The 19237-nt window shown below is 68.0% G+C and carries 32 protein-coding genes; 31 read left to right on the top strand and 1 reads right to left on the bottom strand.

Annotation, left to right across the window (positions count from 1 at the left end; genetic code table 11):
* Positions 1 to 5 precede the first annotated feature (5 nt).
* The 30 genes from rplC (at position 6) to truA (ending at position 17102) form a co-directional block, all read left to right on the top strand.
* Entirely contained in the window at positions 6 to 650 is a 645-nt protein-coding gene (rplC, locus tag CCN29_RS03240) for a 50S ribosomal protein L3 (protein ID WP_006130781.1), read from the top strand.
* Between the two features lie 8 nt (positions 651 to 658).
* The gene (gene rplD, locus CCN29_RS03235; protein ID WP_006130780.1) at positions 659 to 1318 is read left to right on the top strand and encodes a 50S ribosomal protein L4; all 660 of its coding nucleotides are present in this window, start codon (positions 659 to 661) and stop codon (positions 1316 to 1318) included.
* Entirely contained in the window at positions 1318 to 1737 is a 420-nt protein-coding gene (rplW, locus tag CCN29_RS03230) for a 50S ribosomal protein L23 (RefSeq protein ID WP_006130779.1), read from the top strand. The genes rplD and rplW overlap by 1 nt, the downstream gene beginning before the upstream one ends.
* A 50-nt stretch (positions 1738 to 1787) precedes the next feature.
* A complete protein-coding gene (rplB, locus tag CCN29_RS03225; RefSeq protein ID WP_006130778.1) occupies positions 1788 to 2624 on the top strand; it encodes a 50S ribosomal protein L2 in 837 nt (278 codons plus the stop codon).
* A 12-nt stretch (positions 2625 to 2636) separates the two neighbouring features.
* On the top strand, positions 2637 to 2918 hold the full coding sequence (gene rpsS, locus CCN29_RS03220; protein ID WP_006130777.1) for a 30S ribosomal protein S19: 282 nt from the start codon (positions 2637 to 2639) through the stop codon (positions 2916 to 2918).
* A 43-nt stretch (positions 2919 to 2961) separates the two neighbouring features.
* Positions 2962 to 3309, top strand: coding sequence for a 50S ribosomal protein L22 (gene rplV, locus CCN29_RS03215; protein ID WP_006130776.1), 348 nt, complete (start codon positions 2962 to 2964; stop codon positions 3307 to 3309).
* On the top strand, positions 3309 to 4136 hold the full coding sequence (gene rpsC / locus CCN29_RS03210) for a 30S ribosomal protein S3 (protein ID WP_004927271.1): 828 nt from the start codon (positions 3309 to 3311) through the stop codon (positions 4134 to 4136). Before rplV ends, rpsC begins: the two co-directional genes overlap by 1 nt.
* Positions 4137 to 4141: 5 nt before the next feature.
* The gene (gene rplP, locus CCN29_RS03205; RefSeq protein ID WP_004984526.1) at positions 4142 to 4561 is read left to right on the top strand and encodes a 50S ribosomal protein L16; all 420 of its coding nucleotides are present in this window, start codon (positions 4142 to 4144) and stop codon (positions 4559 to 4561) included.
* Entirely contained in the window at positions 4561 to 4785 is a 225-nt protein-coding gene (gene rpmC, locus CCN29_RS03200) for a 50S ribosomal protein L29 (protein WP_003974259.1), read from the top strand. Before rplP ends, rpmC begins: the two co-directional genes overlap by 1 nt.
* Positions 4785 to 5072, top strand: coding sequence for a 30S ribosomal protein S17 (gene rpsQ / locus CCN29_RS03195; RefSeq protein ID WP_006130775.1), 288 nt, complete (start codon positions 4785 to 4787; stop codon positions 5070 to 5072). The genes rpmC and rpsQ overlap by 1 nt, the downstream gene beginning before the upstream one ends.
* A 95-nt stretch (positions 5073 to 5167) precedes the next feature.
* Entirely contained in the window at positions 5168 to 5536 is a 369-nt protein-coding gene (rplN, locus tag CCN29_RS03190) for a 50S ribosomal protein L14 (protein WP_003998823.1), read from the top strand.
* 2 nt (positions 5537 to 5538) lie between these two features.
* Positions 5539 to 5862 carry a 50S ribosomal protein L24 gene (gene rplX, locus CCN29_RS03185; RefSeq protein WP_006130774.1) on the top strand — a complete coding sequence of 108 codons (324 nt, stop codon included), beginning with the start codon at positions 5539 to 5541 and terminating at the stop codon, positions 5860 to 5862.
* Positions 5862 to 6419, top strand: coding sequence for a 50S ribosomal protein L5 (gene rplE, locus CCN29_RS03180; protein WP_006130773.1), 558 nt, complete (start codon positions 5862 to 5864; stop codon positions 6417 to 6419). Before rplX ends, rplE begins: the two co-directional genes overlap by 1 nt.
* Positions 6420 to 6424: 5 nt before the next feature.
* Positions 6425 to 6610 carry a type Z 30S ribosomal protein S14 gene (locus CCN29_RS03175; RefSeq protein ID WP_003948630.1) on the top strand — a complete coding sequence of 62 codons (186 nt, stop codon included), beginning with the start codon at positions 6425 to 6427 and terminating at the stop codon, positions 6608 to 6610.
* Between the two features lie 240 nt (positions 6611 to 6850).
* On the top strand, positions 6851 to 7249 hold the full coding sequence (gene rpsH / locus CCN29_RS03165; RefSeq protein WP_006130772.1) for a 30S ribosomal protein S8: 399 nt from the start codon (positions 6851 to 6853) through the stop codon (positions 7247 to 7249).
* 24 nt (positions 7250 to 7273) lie between these two features.
* Complete coding sequence (gene rplF, locus CCN29_RS03160; RefSeq protein ID WP_004984519.1) at positions 7274 to 7813, top strand: 50S ribosomal protein L6; 540 nt, start codon at positions 7274 to 7276, stop codon at positions 7811 to 7813.
* Between the two features lie 3 nt (positions 7814 to 7816).
* A complete protein-coding gene (rplR, locus tag CCN29_RS03155) occupies positions 7817 to 8200 on the top strand; it encodes a 50S ribosomal protein L18 (RefSeq protein WP_004984518.1) in 384 nt (127 codons plus the stop codon).
* A 35-nt stretch (positions 8201 to 8235) separates the two neighbouring features.
* Complete coding sequence (gene rpsE, locus CCN29_RS03150; RefSeq protein ID WP_004984517.1) at positions 8236 to 8841, top strand: 30S ribosomal protein S5; 606 nt, start codon at positions 8236 to 8238, stop codon at positions 8839 to 8841.
* Between the two features lie 2 nt (positions 8842 to 8843).
* The gene (gene rpmD / locus CCN29_RS03145; protein WP_004984515.1) at positions 8844 to 9026 is read left to right on the top strand and encodes a 50S ribosomal protein L30; all 183 of its coding nucleotides are present in this window, start codon (positions 8844 to 8846) and stop codon (positions 9024 to 9026) included.
* Between the two features lie 2 nt (positions 9027 to 9028).
* Positions 9029 to 9484, top strand: coding sequence for a 50S ribosomal protein L15 (rplO, locus tag CCN29_RS03140; protein ID WP_006130771.1), 456 nt, complete (start codon positions 9029 to 9031; stop codon positions 9482 to 9484).
* Positions 9485 to 9727: 243 nt separating this feature from the next.
* Positions 9728 to 11041 (top strand): preprotein translocase subunit SecY, encoded by a 1314-nt coding sequence (gene secY, locus CCN29_RS03135; protein WP_006130770.1) that lies wholly within the window; start codon positions 9728 to 9730, stop codon positions 11039 to 11041.
* Complete coding sequence (locus CCN29_RS03130; RefSeq protein ID WP_006130769.1) at positions 11041 to 11694, top strand: adenylate kinase; 654 nt, start codon at positions 11041 to 11043, stop codon at positions 11692 to 11694. Before secY ends, CCN29_RS03130 begins: the two co-directional genes overlap by 1 nt.
* A gap of 157 nt (positions 11695 to 11851) precedes the next feature.
* Positions 11852 to 12688 (top strand): type I methionyl aminopeptidase, encoded by an 837-nt coding sequence (map, locus tag CCN29_RS03125; protein ID WP_086679959.1) that lies wholly within the window; start codon positions 11852 to 11854, stop codon positions 12686 to 12688.
* Positions 12689 to 12837: 149 nt separating this feature from the next.
* Positions 12838 to 13059, top strand: a complete 222-nt coding sequence (infA, locus tag CCN29_RS03120; RefSeq protein WP_004927214.1) for a translation initiation factor IF-1 — start codon at positions 12838 to 12840, stop codon at positions 13057 to 13059.
* Positions 13060 to 13118: 59 nt separating this feature from the next.
* The gene (gene rpmJ / locus CCN29_RS03115) at positions 13119 to 13232 is read left to right on the top strand and encodes a 50S ribosomal protein L36 (RefSeq protein WP_003974245.1); all 114 of its coding nucleotides are present in this window, start codon (positions 13119 to 13121) and stop codon (positions 13230 to 13232) included.
* Between the two features lie 192 nt (positions 13233 to 13424).
* The gene (gene rpsM, locus CCN29_RS03110; RefSeq protein ID WP_006130767.1) at positions 13425 to 13805 is read left to right on the top strand and encodes a 30S ribosomal protein S13; all 381 of its coding nucleotides are present in this window, start codon (positions 13425 to 13427) and stop codon (positions 13803 to 13805) included.
* Positions 13806 to 13871: 66 nt separating this feature from the next.
* Positions 13872 to 14276: a 30S ribosomal protein S11 gene (gene rpsK, locus CCN29_RS03105; protein WP_003956432.1), complete on the top strand. Its 405-nt coding sequence runs from the start codon at positions 13872 to 13874 to the stop codon at positions 14274 to 14276.
* A gap of 154 nt (positions 14277 to 14430) precedes the next feature.
* Positions 14431 to 15453, top strand: a complete 1023-nt coding sequence (locus CCN29_RS03100; protein ID WP_003966937.1) for a DNA-directed RNA polymerase subunit alpha — start codon at positions 14431 to 14433, stop codon at positions 15451 to 15453.
* Between the two features lie 167 nt (positions 15454 to 15620).
* Complete coding sequence (rplQ, locus tag CCN29_RS03095) at positions 15621 to 16115, top strand: 50S ribosomal protein L17 (RefSeq protein ID WP_006130766.1); 495 nt, start codon at positions 15621 to 15623, stop codon at positions 16113 to 16115.
* Between the two features lie 147 nt (positions 16116 to 16262).
* A complete protein-coding gene (truA, locus tag CCN29_RS03090) occupies positions 16263 to 17102 on the top strand; it encodes a tRNA pseudouridine(38-40) synthase TruA (RefSeq protein WP_086679957.1) in 840 nt (279 codons plus the stop codon).
* A 19-nt stretch (positions 17103 to 17121) separates the two neighbouring features.
* Here the strand turns inward: truA and CCN29_RS03085 are convergent, their stop codons facing one another.
* Entirely contained in the window at positions 17122 to 18006 is an 885-nt protein-coding gene (locus CCN29_RS03085) for a hypothetical protein (protein ID WP_006130764.1), read from the bottom strand.
* A gap of 74 nt (positions 18007 to 18080) precedes the next feature.
* Between CCN29_RS03085 and CCN29_RS03080 the strand changes: the two genes are divergently transcribed.
* A partial coding sequence (locus CCN29_RS03080; RefSeq protein ID WP_107481665.1) for a glycosyltransferase 87 family protein occupies positions 18081 to 19237 on the top strand: 1157 nt, incomplete at its 3' end.

Raw genomic sequence — 19237 nt, 5'->3', positions numbered from 1 at the left:
AAGAGATGGCTAAGCAGATCAAGGGCATCCTGGGCGAGAAGCTCGGCATGACGCAGGTGTGGGACGCGAACAACCGCGTCGTCCCGGTCACCGTCGTCAAGGCCGGCCCCAACGTCGTCACCCAGGTCCGCACGAACGACGTCGACGGCTACGAGTCCGTCCAGATCGCCTTCGGCGAGATCGACCCGCGCAAGGTGAACAAGCCCCTCAAGGGTCACTTCGCCAAGGCCGACGTCACCCCCCGTCGTCACCTCGTCGAGATCCGCACGTCGGACGCCTCCGAGTACACGCTGGGCCAGGAGATCACCGCCGAGGTGTTCGAGGCCGGCGTGAAGGTCGACGTGACCGGCAAGAGCAAGGGCAAGGGCTTCGCCGGTGTCATGAAGCGTCACAACTTCAAGGGCCTCGGCGCCGGACACGGCACCCAGCGCAAGCACCGCTCGCCCGGTTCCATCGGTGGCTGCGCCACCCCGGGCCGTGTGTTCAAGGGCCTCCGCATGGCGGGTCGTATGGGCAACGAGCGGGTCACCACCCAGAACCTGACCGTCCACGCCGTTGACGCGGAGAAGGGTCTGCTGCTCATCAAGGGCGCGGTTCCCGGTCCGAACGGCGGCCTCGTCCTGGTCCGCACCGCGGCCAAGGGGGCCTGAGGTAACCGATGAGCACTGTTGACATCCTTTCGCCGGCGGGCGACAAGGCCGGTTCCGTCGAGCTCCCCGCGGAGATCTTCGACGTCGAGAAGGTCAGCGTTCCGCTGATCCACCAGGTCGTCGTCGCGCAGCTGGCCGCTGCCCGCCAGGGCACGCACAAGACGAAGACCCGTGGCGAGGTCCGCGGTGGCGGCAAGAAGCCGTACCGCCAGAAGGGCACCGGCCGCGCCCGTCAGGGCTCGACCCGCGCCCCGCAGTTCGCCGGTGGTGGCGTCGTGCACGGTCCCGTGCCGCGCGACTACTCGCAGCGCACGCCCAAGAAGATGAAGGCTGCCGCCCTGCGTCACGCCCTCACCGACCGGGCGCGCCACAACCGCATCCACGTCGTCACCGGCGTGGTCGAGGGCGAGACCCCGTCCACCAAGGCCGCCAAGACGCTGTTCGGCAAGATCTCGGAGCGCAAGAACCTGCTCCTGGTCGTCGACCGCGCCGACGAGGCCGCGTGGCTGTCCGCCCGCAACCTGCCCCAGGTCCACATCCTGGAGCCGGGCCAGCTGAACACGTACGACGTTCTCGTCTCGGACGACGTGGTCTTCACCAAGGCCGCTTTCGAGTCCTTCGTCGCCGGCCCGAACAAGGCCAACGACAACGAAGGGAGCGAGGTCTGATGGCTGCCCGTCACCCCTCGATCGCCTCGAAGGCCGCCAAGGCGGCCAAGGCTGCGCGCGTCGCCAAGGCGCGTCGCCACGAGGCCGAAGGCAAGAACACCGTCGTCACCCCGGCGAGCAAGGCGTACACGGACCCCCGTGACGTCCTGCTGAAGCCGGTCGTGTCCGAGAAGAGCTACGCGCTCATCGACGAGAACAAGTACACGTTCCTCGTCGACCCGCGTGCCAACAAGACCCAGATCAAGGAGGCCGTCCAGGCGGTCTTCGAGGTCAAGGTCACCGGGGTCAACACGATCAACCGCGTCGGCAAGCGCAAGCGGACCCGCACCGGGTTCGGCCAGCGTGCCGCCACCAAGCGCGCGATCGTGACCCTCGCCGAGGGCGACCGTATCGACATCTTCGGCGGTCCGACCGCGTAAGCGGGCGGGATCGTCCAGATTTCGGAATAGCTTCCGAGGACTGAGAGACAATGGGTATCCGCAAGTACAAGCCGACGACTCCGGGCCGTCGTGGCTCCAGCGTCGCCGACTTCGTCGAGGTCACGCGGTCCACGCCGGAGAAGTCGCTGGTCCGTCCCCTGCACAGCAAGGGCGGCCGTAACAATTCCGGTCGTGTGACCGTCCGCCACCAGGGCGGTGGCCACAAGCGCGCCTACCGAGTGATCGACTTCCGTCGTCACGACAAGGACGGCGTGCCGGCGAAGGTCGCGCACATCGAGTACGACCCCAACCGCACCGCGCGCATCGCGCTCCTGCACTACGCGGACGGCGAGAAGCGCTACATCCTCGCGCCGCGTGGCCTCAGCCAGGGCGACCGCGTGGAGAACGGCCCCGGGGCCGACATCAAGCCGGGCAACAACCTCGCCCTGCGCAACATCCCGGTCGGTACGACGCTGCACGCCATCGAGCTGCGTCCCGGCGGCGGCGCCAAGTTCGCCCGCTCCGCCGGCGCCTCGGTGCAGCTGCTCGCGAAGGAGGGCCAGATGGCCCACCTGCGCATGCCGTCCGGTGAGATCCGCCTGGTCGACGTCCGCTGCCGCGCCACCGTCGGCGAGGTCGGCAACGCCGAGCAGTCGAACATCAACTGGGGCAAGGCCGGCCGTAAGCGGTGGCTGGGCGTCCGCCCGACCGTCCGTGGTGTCGTCATGAACCCGGTCGACCACCCGCACGGTGGTGGTGAGGGCCGCACCTCCGGCGGTCGCCACCCCGTGTCCCCGTGGGGCAAGAAGGAAGGCCGTACTCGTTCGCCCAAGAAGGCGTCGAACAAGTACATCGTCCGCCGCCGCAAGACGAACAAGAAGCGCTAAGGACGGGTTGAGATGCCTCGTAGCTTGAAGAAGGGACCCTTCGTCGACGACCACCTGATGAAGAAGGTGGACGCCCAGAACGAAGCCGGTACCAAGAACGTCATCAAGACCTGGTCCCGCCGCTCCATGATCGTCCCGGCGATGCTCGGCCACACGATCGCGGTGCACAACGGCAAGACCCACATCCCGGTGTTCGTCACCGAGTCGATGGTCGGTCACAAGCTCGGCGAGTTCTCGCCGACGCGGACCTTCCGGGGTCACGTCAAGGAAGACCGGAAGTCGAAGCGCCGCTAGGGCGCGGATCGCAACAGACACGTAAGTAACTGGAAGGACAACCATGGAAGCCAGGGCCCAGGCGCGGTACATCCGCGTCACGCCCATGAAGGCCCGCCGCGTGGTGGACCTCATCCGTGGCATGGACGCCACGGAGGCCCAGGCCGTCCTGCGATTCGCTCCGCAGGCAGCCTCGGTTCCGGTGGGCAAGGTGCTGGACAGCGCCATTGCCAACGCCGCGCACAACTACGACCACACCGACGTCGACAGCCTCTTCATCTCCGAGGCCTACGTCGACGAGGGCCCGACCCTGAAGCGGTTCCGTCCGCGGGCCCAGGGCCGCGCCTACCGGATCCGCAAGCGGACCAGCCACATCACCGTGGTCGTCAGCAGCAAGGAAGGAACCCGGTAATGGGCCAGAAGGTTAACCCGCATGGGTTCCGGCTCGGTGTCACGACCGACTTCAAGTCGCGTTGGTACGCCGACAAGCTGTACAAGGACTACGTCAAGGAAGACGTCGCCATCCGTCGGATGATGACGTCCGGCATGGAGCGCGCCGGCATCTCCAAGGTCGAGATCGAGCGCACCCGTGACCGTGTGCGTGTGGACATCCACACCGCGCGTCCGGGCATCGTGATCGGCCGCCGCGGCGCCGAGGCCGACCGCATCCGCGGCGACCTCGAGAAGCTCACCGGCAAGCAGGTCCAGCTGAACATCCTCGAGGTCAAGAACCCCGAGACCGACGCTCAGCTGGTCGCCCAGGCCGTCGCCGAGCAGCTCTCCTCCCGCGTCTCCTTCCGCCGCGCCATGCGCAAGAGCATGCAGTCGGCCATGAAGGCGGGCGCCAAGGGCATCAAGATCCAGTGCGGTGGCCGCCTCGGCGGCGCCGAGATGTCCCGCTCGGAGTTCTACCGCGAGGGCCGCGTGCCCCTGCACACGCTCCGCGCGAACGTGGACTACGGCTTCTTCGAGGCCAAGACGACCTTCGGCCGCATCGGCGTGAAGGTCTGGATCTACAAGGGCGACGTCAAGAACATCGCCGAGGTCCGCGCCGAGAACGCCGCTGCCCGCGCCGGCAACCGCCCGGCCCGTGGCGGCGCCGACCGCCCGGCCCGTGGTGGCCGCGGTGGCGAGCGTGGCGGTCGCGGTCGCAAGCCGCAGCAGGCTCCCGCTGCCGAGGCCCCCAAGGCCGAGGCTCCGGCGGCCGCTCCGGCTGAGAGCACCGGAACGGAGGCCTGACCGAAATGCTGATCCCCCGTAGGGTCAAGCACCGCAAGCAGCACCACCCGAAGCGCAACGGCATGTCGAAGGGTGGCACGCAGGTTGCGTTCGGCGAGTACGGCATCCAGGCGCTCACCCCGGCGTACGTGACGAACCGCCAGATCGAAGCGGCTCGTATCGCCATGACCCGCCACATCAAGCGTGGCGGCAAGGTCTGGATCAACATCTACCCGGACCGCCCCCTCACCAAGAAGCCGGCCGAGACCCGCATGGGTTCCGGTAAGGGCTCCCCGGAGTGGTGGGTGGCCAACGTCAAGCCCGGACGCGTCATGTTCGAGCTGTCGTACCCCAACGAGAAGATCGCGCGCGAGGCCCTGACCCGTGCGGCTCACAAGCTGCCGATGAAGTGCAAGATCGTCAAGCGCGAGGCAGGTGAAGCGTGATGTCGGCCGGTACCAAGGCGTCAGAGCTGCGCGAGCTGGGCAACGAGGAGCTTCTGGCGAAGCTCCGCGAGGCCAAGGAAGAGCTGTTCAACCTCCGCTTCCAGGCGGCCACGGGTCAGCTCGAGAACCACGGTCGGCTCAAGGCCGTCCGCAAGGACATCGCGCGGATCTACACCCTGATGCGTGAGCGCGAGCTGGGCATCGAGACGGTGGAGAGCGCCTGATGAGCGAGAACAACGTGACTGAGACGAACACTGAGGCTCGGGGCTTCCGCAAGACCCGCGAGGGCATCGTCGTCAGCGACAAGATGGACAAGACCGTCGTCGTCGCCGTCGAGGACCGCAAGAAGCACGCGCTGTACGGCAAGGTCATCCGCAGCACGAGCAAGCTCAAGGCCCACGACGAGCAGAACGCCGCCGGCGTCGGCGACCGCGTCCTCCTGATGGAGACCCGGCCGCTGTCCGCCACGAAGCACTGGCGCGTCGTCGAGATCCTCGAGAAGGCCAAGTAATTCCTGCGGGCAAACCCGCAGGACAGTTCCGCCAGGCTCCGGGAGCCGCTCGCTGAGCGGCTCCCGGGGAACCGGCAGACATTCAGGAGATAGACGTGATCCAGCAGGAGTCGCGACTGCGTGTCGCCGACAACACGGGTGCGAAGGAGATCCTCTGCATCCGTGTGCTCGGTGGCTCCGGTCGCCGCTACGCGGGTATCGGTGACGTCATCGTCGCCACCGTCAAGGACGCGATCCCCGGTGGCAACGTGAAGAAGGGTGACGTCGTCAAGGCGGTCATCGTTCGCACCGTCAAGGAGCGCCGCCGTCCGGACGGCTCGTACATCCGCTTCGACGAGAACGCCGCCGTCATTCTGAAGAACGACGGCGACCCTCGTGGCACCCGTATCTTCGGCCCGGTGGGCCGTGAGCTGCGCGAGAAGAAGTTCATGAAGATCATCTCCCTCGCGCCGGAGGTGCTGTGAGCATGAAGATCAAGAAGGGCGACCTGGTCCAGGTCATCACCGGCAAGGACAAGGGCAAGCAGGGCAAGGTCATTGCCGCTTTCCCGCGCGAGCAGCGCGTCCTGGTCGAGGGTGTCAACCGGGTCAAGAAGCACACCAAGGCCGGTCCGACGGCTCGCGGTTCCCAGGCCGGCGGCATCGTCACCACCGAGGCCCCGATCCACGTCTCCAACGTCCAGCTGGTCGTGGAGAAGGACGGCAACAAGGTCGTCACGCGCGTCGGTTACCGCTTCGACGACGAAGGCAACAAGATCCGCGTTGCCAAGCGGACGGGTGAGGACATCTGATGACCACCACCACCACTCCGCGTCTGAAGACGAAGTACCGCGAGGAGATCGCGGGCAAGCTGCGCGAGCAGTTCTCCTACGAGAACGTCATGCAGGTTCCCGGCCTCGTCAAGATCGTGGTCAACATGGGTGTGGGCGACGCCGCCCGCGACTCCAAGCTGATCGAGGGCGCCATCCGCGACCTCACCACGATCACCGGTCAGAAGCCGGCCGTCACCAAGGCCCGCAAGTCCATCGCGCAGTTCAAGCTGCGTGAGGGCCAGCCGATCGGTGCCCACGTCACGCTCCGTGGCGACCGCATGTGGGAGTTCCTGGACCGCACCCTGTCGCTCGCGCTGCCGCGCATCCGCGACTTCCGCGGCCTGTCCCCCAAGCAGTTCGACGGCCGTGGCAACTACACCTTCGGTCTCACGGAGCAGGTCATGTTCCACGAGATCGACCAGGACAAGATCGACCGCGTCCGGGGTATGGACATCACCGTGGTGACCACGGCGACCAACGACGAAGAGGGCCGTGCCCTTCTCCGTCACCTCGGCTTCCCGTTCAAGGAGGCGTGAGCGAGATGGCGAAGAAGGCTCTCATCGCGAAGGCTGCTCGCAAGCCCAAGTTCGGTGTGCGTGGCTACACCCGCTGCCAGCGCTGCGGCCGTCCGCACTCCGTGTACCGCAAGTTCGGCCTGTGCCGCGTGTGCCTTCGTGAGATGGCTCACCGCGGCGAGCTGCCGGGCGTGACCAAGAGCTCCTGGTAATCCGGGTCATCCCGGACTCCCAGGGCTCTCGGTAAGCAAGGGAAACGGCAGGGGGCCCGCTCCACATGGCTTAGGCTTGTGGGGTTGGGCGCCTGCCGTGCCCGTACGCCACGCGGGCAGCTGCCCGCCAATGTTTGCTTACTACGCCGTAGGTCCACCGCGCCGCACCCGTCCCGTCTCGGATCGGGGAGAGGGATGGCGCACCAGGAAACCCCGGCGAGAGAGGCCGAAGGCCAATTCATGACCATGACTGATCCGATCGCAGACATGCTTACGCGTCTGCGGAACGCGAACTCGGCATACCACGACACCGTGTCGATGCCGCACTCGAAGATCAAGTCGCACATCGCGGAGATCCTCCAGCAGGAGGGCTTCATCACGGGCTGGAAGGTCGAGGACGCCGAGGTCGGCAAGAACCTCGTCCTGGAGCTGAAGTTCGGCCCCAACCGTGAGCGCTCCATCGCGGGCATCAAGCGGATCTCCAAGCCCGGTCTCCGGGTGTACGCGAAGTCCACCAACCTGCCGAAGGTGCTCGGCGGCCTGGGCGTGGCCATCATCTCCACGTCGCACGGGCTCCTCACCGACAAGCAGGCCGGCAAGAAGGGCGTGGGTGGGGAAGTCCTCGCCTACGTCTGGTAGCAGAAGGGAACGGAGGAAACAGCTATGTCGCGCATCGGCAAGCTCCCCATCGCGGTTCCCGCCGGCGTGGACGTCACCATCGACGGCCGTACGGTCTCGGTCAAGGGCCCCAAGGGCAGCCTGACCCACACCGTCGTGGCGCCGATCGAGATCGCCAAGGGTGAGGACGGCGTTCTGAACGTCACCCGCCCCAACGACGAGCGTCAGAACAAGGCCCTCCACGGCCTGTCCCGCACGCTGGTGGCGAACATGATCACCGGCGTGACCCAGGGTTACGTGAAGAAGCTCGAGATCAGCGGCGTCGGTTACCGCGTTGTCGCCAAGGGTTCGAACCTGGAGTTCTCCCTCGGTTACAGCCACCCGATCACGGTCGAGGCCCCCGAGGGCATCACCTTCAAGGTGGAGACCCCGACCCGGTTCTCGGTCGAGGGCATCGACAAGCAGAAGGTCGGCGAGGTTGCGGCCAACATCCGCAAGCTGCGCAAGCCCGACCCGTACAAGGCCAAGGGCGTCAAGTACGAGGGCGAAGTCATCCGCCGCAAGGTCGGAAAGGCGGGTAAGTAAGCCATGGCATACGGGCAGAAGATCCTCAAGGGCGACGCGTACAAGCGTGCTGCTATCAAGCGTCGTCACATCCGGATCCGCAAGAAGGTCGCCGGCACCGCCGAGCGTCCTCGCCTGGTCGTGACCCGTTCCAACCGCCACATCGTGGCGCAGGTGATCGACGACCTGAAGGGTCACACCCTGGCGTCGGCGTCCACCCTGGACGCGTCGATCCGCGGCGGCGAGGGCGACAAGTCCGCGCAGGCCAAGCAGGTCGGCGCCCTGGTCGCCGAGCGTGCCAAGGCCGCCGGTGTCGAGGCCGTCGTGTTCGACCGTGGTGGCAACCAGTACGCCGGGCGCATCGCCGCCCTGGCGGACGCCGCCCGCGAAGCCGGGCTCAAGTTCTGAGCCGCTGAAGCTAGCGGAAAGAGAGAGGTAATCCAATGGCTGGACCCCAGCGCCGCGGTGGCGGCGCCGGTGGCGGCGAGCGGCGGGACCGGAAGGGCCGTGACGGCGGCGCTGCTGCCGCCGAGAAGACCGCGTACGTCGAGCGCGTCGTCGCGATCAATCGTGTCGCCAAGGTTGTGAAGGGTGGTCGTCGCTTCAGCTTCACCGCGCTGGTCGTGGTGGGCGACGGTGACGGCACCGTGGGTGTCGGATACGGCAAGGCCAAGGAGGTGCCGGCCGCCATCGCCAAGGGCGTTGAGGAGGCCAAGAAGCACTTCTTCAAGGTCCCCCGCATCCAGGGCACCATCCCGCACCCCATCCAGGGTGAGAAGGCTGCCGGCGTCGTGCTGCTCAAGCCCGCGTCGCCCGGTACCGGTGTGATCGCCGGTGGCCCGGTGCGCGCCGTGCTCGAGTGCGCCGGTATCCACGACGTGCTGTCGAAGTCGCTCGGCTCCGACAACGCGATCAACATCGTGCACGCGACCGTGGAGGCCCTGAAGGGCCTGCAGCGTCCCGAGGAGATCGCGGCCCGCCGCGGTCTGCCGCTCGAGGACGTCGCTCCCGCGGCCCTGCTGCGTGCGCGTGCCGGGGCGGGTGTGTGATCATGGCGCAGCTCAAGATCACGCAGGTCAAGTCCTACATCGGCAGCAAGCAGAACCACCGTGACACCCTGCGTTCGCTCGGCCTGAAGAAGGTCAACGACGTGGTCGTCAAGGAGGACCGCCCCGAGTTCCGCGGCATGGTGCACACCGTCCGCCACCTCGTGACGGTCGAGGAGGTCGACTGATCATGGCGGAGAACAACCCGCTCAAGATCCACAACCTCCGTCCCGCCCCGGGCGCCAAGACCGCCAAGACCCGTGTGGGTCGTGGTGAGGCGTCGAAGGGTAAGACGGCCGGTCGTGGTACGAAGGGCACCAAGGCCCGTTACCAGGTTCCGGAGCGCTTCGAGGGTGGCCAGATGCCCCTCCACATGCGTCTCCCGAAGCTGAAGGGCTTCAAGAACCCGTTCAAGACCGAGTACCAGGTCGTGAACCTGGACAAGCTCGCCTCCCTCTACCCCGAGGGCGGAGAGGTCACGGTCGAGGACCTGGTCGCCAAGGGTGCCGTGCGCAAGAACAGCCTCGTCAAGGTCCTGGGCCAGGGCGAGATCTCCGTGGCGCTGCAGGTGACGGTCGACGCCGTCTCCGGCTCCGCCAAGGAGAAGATCACCGCCGCCGGCGGTACCGTCACCGAGCTCGTCTGACCCCGTCAGGTGTCTCGATGACATAGAGCGATCCCGACCGGGGATACCCCACAAATGGGGTATCCCCGGTTGGTCGTTCCTAGGGCGGTGGTGTCGCCGGTAAGGTGGCCTGCGCTGCCCATTCACCTCGGGAGCCCCACGCGGGGCACTCAGGGCGGCAGTTGACCGTTAAGAATTCGTCCTCAGTCGGAATCTCAGACCATCACCCTTGACGCAGTTGCGCGGGGGGTCGCAGGAGGCACCGTGCTCACCGCGTTCGCCCGGGCGTTCAAGACGCCCGACCTGCGCAAGAAGCTGCTCTTCACGCTCGGCATCATCGTGGTGTACCGCGTCGGTACGCACATCCCCATCCCGGGTGTGGACTACCGGAACGTCCAGACCTGTATCGACGCCGCCCAGGCGAACCAGGGCCTGTTCGGTCTGGTGAACATGTTCAGCGGCGGCGCGCTGCTCCAGATCACGGTCTTCGCGCTCGGCATCATGCCGTACATCACCGCGAGCATCATTCTGCAGCTGCTGACCGTGGTGATCCCGCGCCTGGAAGCCCTGAAGAAGGAGGGGCAGGCCGGCACGGCGAAGATCACGCAGTACACGCGTTACCTGACGGTCGCGCTCGCCATCCTCCAGGGCACCGGCCTGGTGGCCACCGCCCGCAGCGGCGCCCTCTTCCAGGGCTGCCCGGTCGCGAGCCAGATCGTCCCGGACCAGTCGATCTTCGTGACCATCACCATGGTCATCACCATGACCGCCGGCACGGCCGTGGTCATGTGGCTCGGTGAGCTGATCACCGACCGCGGCATCGGCAACGGCATGTCGATCCTGATGTTCATCTCGATCGCCGCCACCTTCCCCTCCGCCCTGTGGGCCATCAAGGAGCAGGGCAGCCTGGCGGACGGCTGGATCGAGTTCGGCACCGTCATCGCCGTCGGCCTGGTCATGGTCGGCCTGGTCGTCTTCGTCGAGCAGGCCCAGCGCCGTATCCCCGTCCAGTACGCGAAGCGCATGATCGGCCGCCGCAGCTACGGCGGCACGTCGACCTACATCCCGCTGAAGGTCAACCAGGCCGGTGTGATCCCGGTCATCTTCGCGTCGTCGCTGCTGTACATCCCGGCGCTGATCGCGCAGTTCTCCAGCGGCACCTCGGGCTGGAAGACCTGGATCGAGGCGCACCTCGTCCGCGGTGACCACCCGATCTACGTGACGCTGTACTTCTTGCTCATCGTCTTCTTCGCGTTCTTCTACGTGGCCATCTCGTTCAACCCCGAGGAAGTCGCGGACAACATGAAGAAGTATGGTGGCTTCATCCCGGGCATCCGGGCTGGCCGACCGACCGCTGAGTACCTGAGCTACGTACTCAACCGGATCACCTGGCCGGGTTCGCTGTACTTGGGTCTGATCGCTCTCGTACCGACGATGGCGTTGGTTGGTTTCGGGGCAAACCAGAACTTCCCGTTCGGCGGGACGAGCATCCTGATCATCGTGGGTGTCGGTCTCGAGACGGTGAAGCAGATCGAGAGCCAGCTCCAGCAGCGCAATTACGAAGGGTTCCTCCGCTGATGCGAATCGTCCTCGTCGGGCCGCCGGGTGCTGGGAAGGGCACACAGGCAACCCGCCTTGCCGAGAAACTGCGCATCCCGCACATCTCCACGGGCGACCTGTTCCGCGCCAACATCAGCCGGCAGACCGAGCTCGGCAAGCTCGCCAAGTCCTACATGGACGCCGGGAACCTCGTCCCCGACGAGGTCACCATCGCCATGGCCAAGGACCGCATGGCGCAGCCCGACGCCGAGGGCGGCTTCCTGCTGGACGGCTTCCCGCGCAACGTGTCGCAGGCCGAGGCGCTGGACGAGCTGCTGAAGACCGAGGGCATCAAGCTGGACGCGGTGCTCGACCTCGAGGCCCCCGAGGACGAGGTCGTGAAGCGGATCGCCGGGCGGCGCGTCTGCCGCAAGGACTCCGCGCACGTCTTCCACGTCACCTACAGCCCGCCGAAGCAGGACGGCGTCTGCGACCACTGCGGCGGTGAGCTGTACCAGCGCGACGACGACTCCGAGGAGACCGTCCGCACGCGCCTGGAGGTGTACCACACGCAGACCGAGCCGATCATCGACTACTACCGGGCCCAGGGCCTGGTGGTGACCATCTCCGCGATGGGTCCCGTCGACGAGGTCACCGGCCGGGCGCTGGAGGCGCTGAAGAGCGGCCAGTAGTCCGTCCCGCCGCCTTGCACAGCCGCGGTTCCCCCCGAGGGACCGCGGCTGTGGCGTGGGCGGGGTCCGTGCCGCCGTCCGCGCGGCACCCGGGCGGCGCCCGCCCGTATCGTTGGAAGCGTCCGTACCCCACTGGTCCAGAAAGGCCGTCGTCCCCATGGTGCAGATCAAGAGCCCTGAGCAGATCGCCAAGATGCGCGAGGCGGGGCTGGTCGTCGCCGCCATCCACGCGGCCACCCGCGAGGCGGCCGTGCCCGGGGCGTCCACCAAGGATCTGGACCAGGTCGCCCGCAAGGTGCTCGCCGAGCACAACGCCAAGCCGAACTTCCTCGGCTACGGCGGCTTCCCCGCCACCATCTGCACCTCGGTGAACGAGGTCGTGGTGCACGGCATCCCGTCCGACGACGTGGTCCTCAAGGACGGGGACATCATCTCCATCGACTGCGGCGCCATCGTCGACGGCTGGCACGGCGACGCCGCCTACACCGCCTTCGTCGGCTCCGGTCACTCCCCGGAGCTGGTCGAGCTCTCCCGGGTCACCGAGGAGTCGATGTGGGCCGGCATCGCGGCGATGAAGCAGGGCAACCGGCTGGTCGACGTCTCCCGCGCGATCGAGACGTACATCCGCCGCCAGCCGAAGCCCGGCGGCGGCAAGTACGGGATCATCGAGGACTACGGCGGCCACGGCATCGGCACCGAGATGCACATGGACCCGCACCTGCTGAACTACGTCGACCGCAAGCGCGGGAAGGGCCCGAAGCTGGTTCCCGGCTTCTGCCTGGCGATCGAGCCGATGGTCTCCCTCGGCACCCCCCGCACCGAGGTCCTCTCGGACGACTGGACGGTCATCACCACCGACGGCACCTGGTCCTCGCACTGGGAGCACTCGGTGGCCCTGACCGAGCAGGGCCCTCTGGTCCTGACGGCGCCCGACGGCGGCAGGGCGAAGCTGGCGGAACTGGGCATCACGGCGGCACCGGACCCGCTCGGTTAAGGATCTCCCGGGTGGGGCAGGATTCTTCGATTCGTGTTTCCGGGTGCGCTGACGTAGACTGACTCGTCGGCTCTGGTGCACCCGCATGTCCGCATGTGGTCACGGTGTACTGAAGAGTCGATCAAGGTAGTCGATTCGAAGGGCGAAGCGTGGCCAAGAAGCAAGGTGCCATCGAGATCGAGGGCACTGTCGTCGAGTCTCTGCCGAACGCCATGTTCAGGGTCGAGCTCCAGAACGGCCACCAGGTCCTGGCACACATCAGCGGCAAGATGCGCATGCACTACATCCGCATCCTCCCTGACGACCGGGTCGTGGTGGAGCTGTCTCCGTACGACCTCACGCGTGGCCGGATCGTCTACCGGTACAAGTAGATCTTGCCCGCGCCCCGGCCCGCCGGGGTGATGGCACTGACCCGGAGAACCTCACACCCATGAAGGTCAAGCCGAGCGTCAAGAAGATCTGCGACAAGTGCAGGGTGATCCGCCGTCACGGTCGGGTCATGGTCATCTGCGACAACCCGCGCCACAAGCAGCGCCAGGGCTGACCGCAGCACTGATCCACCCTCTGCGCCTCCCGCAGACTTCGCGCGACGCGAGCAACACACGTTCATACGCAGGACCCGAGCCGCACGGCTCGACACCCCCGGCTCGGAGGCCGGGGACCCGGCCCGTACCTGGTACGGCGGGCGGGGAGCCGGTTCTGTGGAAGACCTCCGACAACCAACTGGAGCCATTGAATGGCACGCGTTTCCGGTGTTGACATCCCGCGCGAAAAGCGCGTGGAGATCGCCCTCACCTACGTGTTCGGCATCGGCCGGACCCTTTCGCAGCAGACGCTGGCCGCCACCGGCGTCGACCCGAACACCCGCGTCCGCGACCTGACCGAAGAGCAGCTGGTCGCCATCCGCGAGTACGTCGACAACAACATCAAGACCGAGGGTGACCTCCGTCGCGAGATCCAGGCCGACATCCGCCGCAAGGTCGAGATCGGCACCTACCAGGGTCTGCGTCACCGTCGCGGTCTCCCCGTCCGCGGTCAGCGCACCAGCACCAACGCGCGTACCCGCAAGGGCCCGCGTCGCGCCATCGCCGGCAAGAAGAAGCCGGGCAAGAAGTAGTCCTCAGCGGACTTCGCCGTCCAGCGGTCTTCGCTGTAGGACCGACCACCTCCCGTAGGAGTACAGATGCCCCCCAAGGGTCGTCAGGGCGCTGCCAAGAAGGTGCGCCGCAAGGAAAAGAAGAACGTCGCTCACGGCCACGCGCACATCAAGAGCACGTTCAACAACACGATCGTCTCGATCACGGACCCGTCCGGCAACGTGATCTCCTGGGCCTCCGCCGGCCACGTCGGCTTCAAGGGCTCCCGGAAGTCCACGCCGTTCGCCGCGCAGATGGCCGCCGAGTCGGCCGCCCGCCGCGCCCAGGAGCACGGCATGCGCAAGGTCGACGTGTTCGTCAAGGGCCCGGGTTCCGGTCGTGAGACCGCCATCCGCTCCCTGCAGGCCACGGGCCTCGAGGTCGGCTCCATCCAGGACGTCACCCCGACCCCGCACAACGGCTGCCGTCCGCCGAAGCGTCGTCGCGTCTGACGCACGGCTGCTTCGCGCAGGCTTCGGGTTCCGGGCGGTACGGCTCGTAAGGGCCGTATCGCCCGTACCCTTGCAGTACCCGCACTCGTCACGGGTGCGGTTTCCGTCGGACGTCAAATAGCGGGCGTCCACGAAAGAAGGATCTGATCCACTCATGCTGATCGCTCAGCGTCCCTCGTTGACCGAAGAGGTCGTCGACGAATTCCGCTCCCGGTTCGTGATCGAGCCGCTGGAGCCGGGCTTCGGCTACACCCTCGGCAACTCCCTCCGCCGCACCCTCCTGTCGTCGATCCCCGGAGCCGCTGTCACCAGCATCCGCATCGACGGCGTCCTGCACGAGTTCACCACCGTGCCGGGCGTCAAGGAGGACGTCACCGACCTGATCCTCAACATCAAGCAGCTGGTCGTCTCGTCCGAGCACGACGAGCCGGTTGTGATGTACCTGCGCAAGCAGGGCCCGGGTCTGGTCACCGCCGCCGACATCGCGCCCCCGGCCGGTGTCGAGGTGCACAACCCGGACCTCGTCCTCGCCACGCTCAACGGCAAGGGCAAGCTGGAGATGGAGCTGACCGTCGAGCGCGGTCGCGGCTACGTCTCCGCCGTGCAGAACAAGCAGGTCGGTCAGGAGATCGGTCGCATCCCGGTCGACTCGATCTACTCGCCGGTTCTCAAGGTCACGTACAAGGTCGAGGCCACCCGTGTCGAGCAGCGGACCGACTTCGACAAGCTGATCGTCGACGTCGAGACCAAGCAGGCCATGCGGCCGCGTGACGCCATGGCGTCGGCGGGCAAGACCCTGGTCGAGCTGTTCGGTCTCGCCCGCGAGCTGAACATCGACGCCGAGGGCATCGACATGGGTCCGTCCCCGACGGACGCGGCGCTGGCGGCCGACCTCGCGCTTCCCATCGAGGAGCTCGAGCTCACCGTCCGGTCGTACAACTGCCTCAAGCGTGAGGGCATCCACTCCGTGGGCGAGCTCGTCGCGCGGTCCGAGGCGGACCTGCTGGACATCCGGAACTTCGGTGCGAAGTCCATCGACGAGGTCAAGGCCAAGCTGGCCGGTATGGGTCTCGCGCTGAAGGACTCGCCTCCCGGGTTCGACCCGACCGCTGCGGCCGACGCCTTCGGCGCCGATGACGACGCGGACGCGGGCTTCGTGGAGACCGAGCAGTACTGATTCGGCTGCCGGCCGGCTGTGGCTGGTCGCGCAGTTCCCCGCGCCCCTTCGGGGCGCGGACCCTCCGGGGCGTCGCAAGGCGCCCCGGATCTCCGACAGGCGACCGCCTGCTCGGATACTGACTCCGGTACCTGATACGGCCGGGGCAGACACCTAGGAGATACACCATGCCGAGGCCCACCAAGGGTGCCCGTCTGGGCGGCAGCGCCGCGCACGAGAAGCTCATGCTCGCGAACCTCGCGAAGGCGCTTTTCGAGCACGGCCGCATCACCACCACCGAGGCGAAGGCGCGCAAGCTGCGTCCGTACGCCGAGCGTCTGGTCACCAAGGCGAAGAAGGGCGACCTTCACAACCGCCGTCAGGTGCTCCAGGTGATCACGGACAAGAGCATCGTCCACACGCTCTTCACCGAGATCGGCCCGCGGTACGAGAACCGTCCCGGTGGCTACACCCGCATCACCAAGATCGGTAACCGCCGTGGCGACAACGCGCCCATGGCCGTCATCGAGCTGGTCGAGGCGCTGACGGTGCAGCAGGCCGCGGTCGGCGAGGCCGAGGCTGCGACCAAGCGGTCCGCCAAGGACGCGGAGGCCGCGGAGACCAAGGTCGACACGGCCAAGGGCGACGACGAGGCTGCGGCCGAGGAGTCGAAGGACGCGTAAGCGTTTCTGGCGGGGCCTGTGCGGTCGCCTCAGTGCGGCGCCGTCGTGGCTTGTCGCGCAGTTCCCCGCGCCCCTTCAGGGCGCACCAGCGGGCCCGCTTCTTTCATAGGAGCGGGCCCGCTTCGTTTGTGGTGGAGGGAGTTCCGGGTGAGTGGTGTGGTGCGGGTTCGGTTGGATCTTTCCTATGACGGGACCGAGTTCTCCGGGTGGGCCAAGCAGGCCGGGGGGCGGCGGACCGTGCAGGGGGAGATCGAGGACGCCCTGCGGACCGTGACGCGGTCCGCGGTGACGTACGAGCTGACCGTGGCGGGGCGGACCGACGCCGGCGTGCACGCGCGCGGGCAGGTCGCGCACGTCGATCTGCCGCGGGAGGTCTGGGCCGAGCACCGGGCGAAGCTGCTGAAGCGGCTCGCCGGGCGGCTGCCGAAGGACGTGCGCGTGTGGGCGCTGCGGGAGGCCCCGGCGGGCTTCGACGCCCGTTTCTCGGCGATCTGGCGGCGCTACGCCTACCGCGTCACCGACAACCCCGGCGGCGTCGACCCGCTGTTGCGCAACCACGTGCTGTGGCACGACTGGCCGCTGGACGTGGACGCCATGAACGAGGCGGCGCGGGGGCTGCTGGGCGAGCACGACTTCGCCGCCTACTGCAAGAAGCGGGAGGGCGCGACGACCATCCGGACGCTTCAGGAGCTGCGTCTCGTGCGCGGCGACGACGGGATCATCACGGCCACCGTGCGGGCCGACGCCTTCTGCCACAACATGGTGCGCTCGCTGATCGGCGCGCTGCTGTTCGTCGGCGACGGGCACCGCACGCCGGACTGGCCCGCGAAGGTCCTGGCGGCGGGCGTACGGGACTCGGCGGTCCATGTCGTACGCCCGCACGGCCTGACCCTGGAGGAGGTCGGCTACCCGGCCGACGAGCTCCTCGCGGCCCGCAGCGCCGAGGCGCGCAACAAGCGGACGCTGCCGTCGGCCGGCTGCTGCTGACCCACTCCTGGCGGCGGGGTCAGCCGACCGCTGCCGCCGACGCCTGGGCCTCGCCCCTGCGGCGGATCTGACGGTACGTGAACTCCTGGAGGTCGTCGCCGGTCTTGAAGACGGCCTTGTCCTTCTCCGTCACGTCCTTGCCGCTGGTGAAGCCGGACAGCGTGAAGTAGGCGTAGCGGCCGTAGGCGTTGGTGGTGGAGCGGCAGACCGCGCCGACGCAGAAGTCCTTCACCCCGCCGCCCGACAGCGACTTCACGATGCTCTTCTCGTCCGCCTGCTGCTTGGCCTTCGTCGCCTGCGCCTCGGTCGCGAAGACCGCCACGCCGACCGTCACCGCCACGCCGTCCCGGCTGTAGGTGACGCGGATCAGGCGCGTGCAGTCGTTGGTGGTGAGGACCTTGGGGAGCGTGGCCTTCGCCGCGGACGCGCAGTTCTTGGTGTCGGCGGTCGGGCCCTTTTTGTAGACCGTGTCGCCCATGGTCAGCTGCGTGCCCGGGAACAGGATGTCGGGGCTCAGCGGCGCCTTGTCCTTCTGGGCGCTGGCGACGAAGTCCTTCGGGTCCAGCGGGGGCGGCGCGCTCGTCGGCTCGAACGACGGCACCGTGCCGGTCTGGCTCGGCAGGTCGGAGACGCCGGGCAGCTGCGACTCGGCGCCCGGAGAGGCCTGGTTGGAGCCGCCCGCGGACACGACGGCGACCGCCACTGCGGTGCCTATCGCCACGGCGGCGAGTGCGCCGCCGCCTATGAACAGCAGCCGGCGGCGCTTGGCGCGCGCCTCGGACGCGTCGGCGAGCGCGGCCCAGTCGGGTGACCCGCCGGCGCTGCCGCCGCTCCACGGCTGCTGCTGGGAATTCGGTTTCCAGGGATCCCACTGCTGGGAGGACCCCCCCTGCCCAAAGCTCATGGGGCGCATCTTAGACGGGGCAAGGGGTGTGCTGGTCCGCCTCAACGGGCGCGCGAGGCCCTAGCGTTGCGCCCATGGCGACGGGCAAAAGCGACATCTCCGGGTGGTTGGTGCGCCCCGCGGGCCTCGGCTGGTGGGCCGGACTCGTGGCGGTCATGGCCGCTCTGACGACCCATACGGTGCTGGTGACCTCGGACGGAGGCATGGACAACGGCATCGTCGTGGACGCGGCGCGCACCTGGCTGGACGGCGGATCGCCGTACGACGACGCGCACTTCCTTTATTTCCCGAGCGCGGTGGTCGCGGCCGCCCCGCAGGCGCTGCTGCCTCGGTCCCTGCTGGACGTGCTGGTGCCGGTGGCGGTCGTCCTGGCGCTCGCGGGCGGCTGGGTGTGCGCGCTGCTGACGCACCGGGTGCCACTGCACAGCAGGCTTGCGGTGCTCGGGCTGCTCGGGCTCGCGGCCGGTTTCGCGCCGTTCGCCCAGCTGGTGCGGCTGGGCAACTGGACGGTGACGGCCGTGCTGGCGCTGCCGCTGTGCCTGCTGCTGGCGAGCCGGGGGCGGTGGGTCGCGGCGGGCGCGGTGATCGGGGTGGCGGTGGCGCTGAAGCCGCTGCTCGCGCCGATGGCGCTGCTGTTCCTCTTCGCCCGCCGGTGGGGGGCGCTCGCCCTGGTGGTGCTGGTACCGGCGGTCTCGTCGGTGGTGGCCGCGTTCTTCCTGCCGGACCCCACCGGGTTCCTGACCCGGACGCTCCCCTTTCTGTTCACCGCCGACGACGCCTTCCTGCGTCTGTACGAGGCGGGCCCCGCGGCGGTGCTGCCCCGGGTCGGGGTGCCGGAGGCTCTGGCCCAGGCGCTGGCCATGCTCGCCGCCGCGGTCGGGGTGGGGTGTGCGTACCGGCGGTGGCGGGGTCCCGGGCCCCAGCCGCTGCGGCTGGCGGAGACGTCCGCCGGGCTGATGCTGTCCGCGTTCCTGGTGTCCCGGCCCTCCTACAACCACTACCTGCTCGTCGTACTGCCGCTGCTGCTCGCCGGACTGCCGTACGCGGGGTCGGTGACCCGGCGGCCGGGGTTCTGGCTGGCGCTGGTGCCGCAGCTGCCGGGTGTGACCTGGCCGTGGCTGGAGTCGGGGAAGCGGCGGGCGTTCCGGGACGCCGTCTCGCTGTGCCTGCTGGCGGGGACGCTGGCGTACCACGCCCTCCGGGGTCCGTGGGGCGCCCGGGGCGCGGGGGA

The sequence above is a fragment of the Streptomyces pseudogriseolus genome (assembly GCA_002154585.1).
GTDB classification, from domain to species: domain Bacteria; phylum Actinomycetota; class Actinomycetes; order Streptomycetales; family Streptomycetaceae; genus Streptomyces; species Streptomyces pseudogriseolus.
The sequence above is the reverse complement of the archived record's forward strand: the minus strand, read 5'-3'. Positions and strand labels throughout refer to the sequence as shown.

Excerpts from the sequence above, each read along its gene's own strand:
- rplC (WP_006130781.1), top strand. The coding sequence starts at position 6 with ATGGCTAAGCAGATCAAGGGCATCCTGGGCGAGAAGCTCGGCATGACG.
- rpmJ (WP_003974245.1), top strand. The coding sequence starts at position 13,119 with ATGAAGGTCAAGCCGAGCGTCAAGAAGATCTGCGACAAGTGCAGGGTG.
- rpmD (WP_004984515.1), top strand. The coding sequence starts at position 8,844 with ATGGCGCAGCTCAAGATCACGCAGGTCAAGTCCTACATCGGCAGCAAG.
- rplO (WP_006130771.1), top strand. The coding sequence starts at position 9,029 with ATGGCGGAGAACAACCCGCTCAAGATCCACAACCTCCGTCCCGCCCCG.
- CCN29_RS03100 (WP_003966937.1), top strand. The coding sequence starts at position 14,431 with ATGCTGATCGCTCAGCGTCCCTCGTTGACCGAAGAGGTCGTCGACGAA.
- rplD (WP_006130780.1), top strand. The coding sequence starts at position 659 with ATGAGCACTGTTGACATCCTTTCGCCGGCGGGCGACAAGGCCGGTTCC.
- rplE (WP_006130773.1), top strand. The coding sequence starts at position 5,862 with ATGACCACCACCACCACTCCGCGTCTGAAGACGAAGTACCGCGAGGAG.
- rplR (WP_004984518.1), top strand. The coding sequence starts at position 7,817 with ATGGCATACGGGCAGAAGATCCTCAAGGGCGACGCGTACAAGCGTGCT.
- rplV (WP_006130776.1), top strand. The coding sequence starts at position 2,962 with ATGGAAGCCAGGGCCCAGGCGCGGTACATCCGCGTCACGCCCATGAAG.
- rplQ (WP_006130766.1), top strand. The coding sequence starts at position 15,621 with ATGCCGAGGCCCACCAAGGGTGCCCGTCTGGGCGGCAGCGCCGCGCAC.
- map (WP_086679959.1), top strand. The coding sequence starts at position 11,852 with ATGGTGCAGATCAAGAGCCCTGAGCAGATCGCCAAGATGCGCGAGGCG.
- rpsM (WP_006130767.1), top strand. The coding sequence starts at position 13,425 with ATGGCACGCGTTTCCGGTGTTGACATCCCGCGCGAAAAGCGCGTGGAG.
- rpmC (WP_003974259.1), top strand. The coding sequence starts at position 4,561 with ATGTCGGCCGGTACCAAGGCGTCAGAGCTGCGCGAGCTGGGCAACGAG.
- rpsE (WP_004984517.1), top strand. The coding sequence starts at position 8,236 with ATGGCTGGACCCCAGCGCCGCGGTGGCGGCGCCGGTGGCGGCGAGCGG.
- rpsS (WP_006130777.1), top strand. The coding sequence starts at position 2,637 with ATGCCTCGTAGCTTGAAGAAGGGACCCTTCGTCGACGACCACCTGATG.
- CCN29_RS03085 (WP_006130764.1), bottom strand. The coding sequence starts at position 18,006 with ATGAGCTTTGGGCAGGGGGGGTCCTCCCAGCAGTGGGATCCCTGGAAA.
- rplW (WP_006130779.1), top strand. The coding sequence starts at position 1,318 with ATGGCTGCCCGTCACCCCTCGATCGCCTCGAAGGCCGCCAAGGCGGCC.
- rplX (WP_006130774.1), top strand. The coding sequence starts at position 5,539 with ATGAAGATCAAGAAGGGCGACCTGGTCCAGGTCATCACCGGCAAGGAC.
- CCN29_RS03130 (WP_006130769.1), top strand. The coding sequence starts at position 11,041 with ATGCGAATCGTCCTCGTCGGGCCGCCGGGTGCTGGGAAGGGCACACAG.
- rpsK (WP_003956432.1), top strand. The coding sequence starts at position 13,872 with ATGCCCCCCAAGGGTCGTCAGGGCGCTGCCAAGAAGGTGCGCCGCAAG.
- rpsH (WP_006130772.1), top strand. The coding sequence starts at position 6,851 with ATGACCATGACTGATCCGATCGCAGACATGCTTACGCGTCTGCGGAAC.
- rplP (WP_004984526.1), top strand. The coding sequence starts at position 4,142 with ATGCTGATCCCCCGTAGGGTCAAGCACCGCAAGCAGCACCACCCGAAG.
- rpsQ (WP_006130775.1), top strand. The coding sequence starts at position 4,785 with ATGAGCGAGAACAACGTGACTGAGACGAACACTGAGGCTCGGGGCTTC.
- rpsC (WP_004927271.1), top strand. The coding sequence starts at position 3,309 with ATGGGCCAGAAGGTTAACCCGCATGGGTTCCGGCTCGGTGTCACGACC.
- rplB (WP_006130778.1), top strand. The coding sequence starts at position 1,788 with ATGGGTATCCGCAAGTACAAGCCGACGACTCCGGGCCGTCGTGGCTCC.
- rplF (WP_004984519.1), top strand. The coding sequence starts at position 7,274 with ATGTCGCGCATCGGCAAGCTCCCCATCGCGGTTCCCGCCGGCGTGGAC.
- CCN29_RS03175 (WP_003948630.1), top strand. The coding sequence starts at position 6,425 with ATGGCGAAGAAGGCTCTCATCGCGAAGGCTGCTCGCAAGCCCAAGTTC.